This is a genomic window from Mucilaginibacter sp. P4_G9 (genome assembly GCF_056400985.1).
This window is the reverse complement of the sequence record NZ_JBFUKF010000333.1, coordinates 1-5,561: the sequence shown is the minus strand read 5'-3', so window position 1 is coordinate 5,561 and position 5,561 is coordinate 1. Positions and strand designations below refer to the sequence as shown.

Here is a 5,561-nt window from a genome sequence, read left to right as displayed (position 1 = left end):
GGGTAATATATTTCGATATGTAAAAAAGCCCTGGCTTGAAGCTGATATTATTTCGGCTATTGACGAAGCAAATAAGTTTTATATGGCTAATTCAATGCTTTCTGTTAAGAATGATGAATTGCAAAAGGCATATAATGAACTTAATAAGTTTGCTTATAGCGTAAGTCATGATATCAGGGGGCCTATATCCGGAATTTTGGGCGCTATTAACGTAGCACGTGAGATTGATGATGTAGAAGAGATGAAAGAGATGTTGTTTCTGATGGAGAAATCACTCAAAAAATTGGATACTTACATTTTAAGTATGCATGATTATTATAGCTTACAAAGAGGAGAGCTAAAAATAAAAGAGATTGATTTTAATGACATTATTGATGAAATGAAGTCCATTTATATGGTGCTTTCAAAAATAAATAATATAAAGTTTAGTATAACCGTTAATCAGGACGAGGTTTTTAGAAGCGATAAAGTGCCGGTAAAGCTTATCTTGAATAACCTTTTATCCAACGCGTTTAAGTATCAGGATAAAGACAAAAATGATAAATCTGTTGAGGTAATTGTTGATGTGCATAAAAATGTTGCAACAATTTATGTAAAAGACACAGGTATAGGTATTTTAGGTAGCCATATAGGCGAGATATTCAATCTTTTTTATCGTGCAAATTCCCAGGAGGTTGGGTCGGGTTTTGGATTATATAACGTGAAAAGTGCATTAATGAAATTAAACGGGCAAATAGAAGTTAACTCTGTGATGCACGAGGGAACAACTTTTAAAGTAATCATTCCATCTATCTGATTAGTATGGCGTTATCATTTATAGTTATCGATGAAAGTGAGCTTGATTGCTTCATTGCCCGAAAGGTTATACAGCAGGTAGATAAGAACTTAATTGTCAGTGTTTTTCAAAGTGCACAACTTGCATTGGACAGTATTCGTGAAAGCCGTATAAGCAAAGGTTATATCACGATAATTTTGCTTGATATACAAATGCCCATAATGAATGGCTTTGAGTTTGTTGAAGAATTTGAAAAGCTCCCGGTTGAAATCCGGAGCAGATATAAAATATGTATTTTATCATGTACCAGAAATGCCAGTGACATTGCCAGAATCATGGCCTATGAAACTGTAATTAGTATGTTAGAGAAGCCGCTTATTAAGGCAGATATATCTTTATTAATTACGCATTTAGCCCCGGATGTATAACAAAGATGATTAAGACTATGAAAGTAGTTTCTGCCTCAGCAAAAACTCTAATTGCTCATTTGACCCTGTAAGCTTTTCATTCATGTTCTTCAGATCAAGAAGTTCAAGGTACTTTTCATATGCGCGGTTTATAGTTAAATCCAACTCTTCTTCGTTCCATGGTTTATCAAGGTAATGATATATTTTACCTTTATTAATAGCATCTACCACTGCGCTCATGTCTGTATAACCTGTTAACAGAACTCTTATTGGGTCAGGAAATTTTTCTAATACTATCTCAAAAAATTCAACGCCGGTCATCTCCGGCATACGCTGATCACTAATAATAACGTGAACTTGCTTTGTTGATAAAATGGCTAAAGCCTCTTTGGCACTAACTGCAGTTAATACCTCATATTTCATTCGGAAAGTAGCCTTAAATGAAAAAAGATTATTTTCTTCATCGTCTACATAAAGTACCGTGATTTTATTAATTGCTGACATGTTGATATAATTAAAATACATCATATTAACGTATGTAAAGACAATGAAGTCTATACAACTATAGCTAATAGAGCTTATCTGATAGGTTTATACGGTATTTTAAAACTTAAGTTTTGTGTAATAAAATCCAAATGCTTTTTGTTCAAAGATTAATACCAGTAAGAATAGTTTTGTTTTTTACCCGCAGTTTCCTGCCGGGTTATCCGCTTATTTCAGCAACTGCTGTGCCAGTGTAAAATAGAAGTCTTCCGGCGGATGAGATATTTATATTAATTGTTTGGTGTTAATGAAAGCTTTGCTTTTTAAAGGAGTTTTTACTGAAAACAATCAATTATTACTGTAATTTTGCAGCGAATTTAAAGGGCTAATTTGTTAGATGCGTTTTTTTGCCGGTTGCTTTATGATAATTTTATGGAGTTTTTCTGCAGCATTCGCTCAGCAGGATACAACCGCCGCAAGCGCTGATACTCCAACCTACAGGCATAGCAATGTCAGCGGTAATTCTCTGCTCGATTCGGTGGCCAATGCTATGCAGGCGCGTAAACTTTTCGTTGCCGATTCTATCAATATGCGCTATATCCGCATACCCGATTCAAATACCCGTAGTGAATTTACTGATAGTTTATTTGCCCATGTTTTATATAAGAGTTACGGCTTTTTAGATATTCACTTAAAAAACAAGAGCAAGGTAAAGGATGGGCTTCCCCGCCCATCGCGTGATCCCTGGGTTATTGTGTTAATTATAGGTATGTTATTGTATACTGCTATACTAAATATAGCACTCAACAACGATGTGAACTTTGTGCTGCATTCTTTTTTTAGTAAACGTGTACTTTCCCAGGCCGGTAAGGAAGATGGTGTGGTAAGTTCATGGGCCTTTTTGGGCCTTTTTTTATTGTTCTGTTCAACGTTTAGTTTGTTTTTATACCAGCTGGCGGCATACAATGGAGTGTATTACGTAGTGAGTGGCAGCAGGCTATTTGTTTCGCTTACCATAATTGTAATAGCTTTGTTTGCCTTAAAATTTATTGTGTTAAAGTTCCTTGGTTTTGTATTTGACATCAGTCGCCTGGTGAACGAATATTTGAATATATTACACCTTACTTATTTTAATATAGCATTTGTTTTTTTACCGGTTGTAATATGTTTTAGCTTGCTGGGTACTCAATACATACCTGTTTTGCTTGGCCTTACACTCACTGTTGTTATCGTGATTTTTATATGGCAATACCTCAGGAGCAGCGTAAATATAATTTCTACTTTCAAATTTCATAAGTTTTATTTATTTACGTATCTTTGTGCCCTCGAAATTTGCCCTATTTTAATCTTAATAAAGGCATTGAATATTAAAATTTAGGTAGTTAAAAGAATTGACTTGGAAGATAGAAAGAAAAAGGTTAAAAGTATATTAGTTACTTTATCAAAGCCTGAGAATGACAAAAATCCGTACGCTGAGTTGGCTAAGAAGCTAAACCTGAAAATTGATTTCAGGTCATTTATTCATGTGGAAGGCGTGCCGGCCAAGGATTTCAGGAAGGAAAAAATTAATCTGGGGGATTTTACCGCAGTTATTTTTACCAGCCGTAACTCTGCCGATCATTTTTTTCGTATTTGCGAAGAGATGCGTTTTGAAGTGCCTGTTGAGATGAAGTATTTTTGTCTTTCAGAAACTATTGCACTTTATCTGCAAAAATATATCCAATACCGTAAGCGTAAAATATTTTTTGGCAAACAAACTGCTGCCGACCTGGCCGAGGTGTTAAAAAAACATGCTGCCGAAAAATTTCTTTACCCATGCTCGGATGTAGCAGCCGAAGAAACGCAGCGTTTTCTTCTTGAAAATGGTTATAACTTTACGCCGGCTGTGCTATTCCGTACCGTTTGCAGCGATCTTTCCGATCTGGCCGAGGTGTTTTATGATGTTATAGCTTTCTTCAGTCCATCAAGCATACAGTCTTTGTACAAAAACTTTCCCGATTTTAAACAGAATAATACACGTATAGCGGCTTTTGGGGCAACTACCCATAAAGCAGTGCTTGAGGCCGGATTGATTCTGGATATCCCGGCGCCAACTCCAGCTGCCCCATCCATGACAATGGCTATTGAGCAGTACTGTAAACATGTAAATAAATAAATAAAAGAAATTTATTTAACCCAATTGCAACTTTTTTTGGGGTTACGGCGTATTAACGACATCTGATTTACACAGGTGTAGTTAGGTAATTTATTGTTGTTTATACAATTATTTATGGTTTAAACGATGCTGAATGCATCTTAACGGGCTTTTTATTGCTTAAATTAAATGTTTTTTTGGCATCGTGAAGCAAATTTGATATATTCGGGGGTCTAATAATGTTATATTTTTATGACTGAATTTTGAATTTAAAATGAAGCAGATATACTTTTTAATAGTTGTTTTAGCTGGTGGAATATTGAGCGGTTGCGGCGGTGGCGGTGACAGAGGTGAATTAACCGGCGTGCCACAAAGGTCATTTAAGGCCGAAGTGCCTTATGGAATGGTTTATATTCCGGGTGGCTCGTTCATGATGGGACAAACCGATCAGGATGTTACTTTTGGACAAATAGCACAACTCAAACAGGTTACGGAAGCTCCCTTTTTTATGGATCAGACCGAGATAACCAACAGTCAATACAAGAAATTTGTATTCTGGGTGCGCGATTCAATTGCAATTACCAATTATGTTAATGATAATAAATATTACCTGCAGCCTAAAGGCGCCGCAGCTAATAACAGCGGTAAAAAATATATCAACTGGGCTTATGTAAAGAAGAACCCGGTATGGAGCAACAAAAAAGGGCAGGCGGGTAACGCTTCAAAACTTCAGGGCATGTATTACCAGGGAGAAGATCGTGTGTTTGATCGTAATGAACTTGATGTGCGTATATTGAAATACAATTATGCATTAATGGTATTGCGCGATGCAGCCAATCACAGGAACGATCCTAAATCAAGGCGCTCAGATTTTATTTTGCGCGATACTGTAAATGTTTATCCCGATACGCTGGTTTGGCTTAGTGATTTTTCATACGCTGCCAATGAGCCAATGGTTGAGGGGTATTTTTCACATCCTGCTTTTCGTAACTACCCGGTAGTTGGTATAACCTGGAGGCAGGCAAGGGCTTTCACCGTATGGCGTACGCGTTATAACGAAGCTTATAAAGATTCAAGACATTTGCCGCACCGCGCAGATTACAGGCTACCTACCGAGGCCGAGTTTGAATATGCAGCCCGTGGTGGCCGTATAGGTAATGATTACCCATGGGGCGGACCCTACATTAAAAATGCTAAAGGATGTTTACTGGCCAACTTTAAACCAGGCCGCGGTAACTATACAGATGACGGCGGCGCGTATACAGTAAATGTTCGTTCGTACTTTCCTAACGATTTTGGCTTATACAATATGGCCGGCAATGTGGCCGAATGGACATCATCAGCCTTTGATGAGTCGGCTTCAACATTTGTACATGACCTGGCGCCAACATTCGCAGTTGAAGCAAAATCTTCTGACCCGGAAGTGCTTAAACGCAAAGTTGTGCGCGGTGGATCATGGAAAGATATCGGATACTTTCTTCAAAATGCAACCCGTACTTATGAGTACCAGGATACAGCGAAATCATATATCGGTTTCCGCTGTGTAACCAGCTATCTTGGCCGCGATATCAAAGACAAACGATAAACAATCAAATAAACAAAACATCAAACAAAGTTATTTCTGATTATTATGGCAGGAAAGAAAAAACCATTCGGGATAGGAAACATAATTTCAATCGGCGCAACGGTTGTTATCATCGGTTTGTTATTTAAAATACAACACTGGAAATACGCATCAGAATTTATTACCTTAGGTTTAAGT

At 37.2% G+C, this 5,561-nt stretch carries 7 protein-coding genes; 6 read left to right on the top strand and 1 reads right to left on the bottom strand.

All coding sequences use genetic code 11. From position 1 onward, the window contains the following. Both AC1DPZ_RS21005 and AC1DPZ_RS21000 read left to right on the top strand, forming a co-directional pair. A partial coding sequence (locus AC1DPZ_RS21005; RefSeq protein WP_477407083.1) for a sensor histidine kinase occupies window positions 1-796 on the top strand: 796 nt, incomplete at its 5' end. A 5-nt stretch (window positions 797-801) separates the two neighbouring features. After that, a complete protein-coding gene (locus AC1DPZ_RS21000) occupies window positions 802-1,203 on the top strand; it encodes a response regulator (protein WP_477407081.1) in 402 nt (133 codons plus the stop codon). Between the two features lie 15 nt (window positions 1,204-1,218). Here the strand turns inward: AC1DPZ_RS21000 and AC1DPZ_RS20995 are convergent, their stop codons facing one another. Beyond that, window positions 1,219-1,686, bottom strand: a complete 468-nt coding sequence (locus AC1DPZ_RS20995; RefSeq protein WP_477407079.1) for a response regulator — start codon at window positions 1,684-1,686, stop codon at window positions 1,219-1,221. Between the two features lie 400 nt (window positions 1,687-2,086). Here AC1DPZ_RS20995 and AC1DPZ_RS20990 point away from each other — a divergent pair, with 400 nt between their 5' ends. The 4 genes from AC1DPZ_RS20990 to AC1DPZ_RS20975 form a co-directional block, all read left to right on the top strand. Then, window positions 2,087-3,043: a DUF4271 domain-containing protein gene (locus AC1DPZ_RS20990; protein ID WP_477407077.1), complete on the top strand. Its 957-nt coding sequence runs from the start codon at window positions 2,087-2,089 to the stop codon at window positions 3,041-3,043. Between the two features lie 12 nt (window positions 3,044-3,055). After that, complete coding sequence (locus tag AC1DPZ_RS20985; protein ID WP_477407087.1) at window positions 3,056-3,820, top strand: uroporphyrinogen-III synthase; 765 nt, start codon at window positions 3,056-3,058, stop codon at window positions 3,818-3,820. Window positions 3,821-4,073: 253 nt separating this feature from the next. After that, window positions 4,074-5,384, top strand: coding sequence for a T9SS ring complex lipoprotein PorK/GldK (gene porK / locus AC1DPZ_RS20980; protein WP_477407075.1), 1,311 nt, complete (start codon window positions 4,074-4,076; stop codon window positions 5,382-5,384). Between the two features lie 45 nt (window positions 5,385-5,429). Next, window positions 5,430-5,561, top strand: a 132-nt coding sequence (locus AC1DPZ_RS20975) for a GldL-related protein (protein WP_477407085.1), incomplete at its 3' end; no start/stop codon positions are given.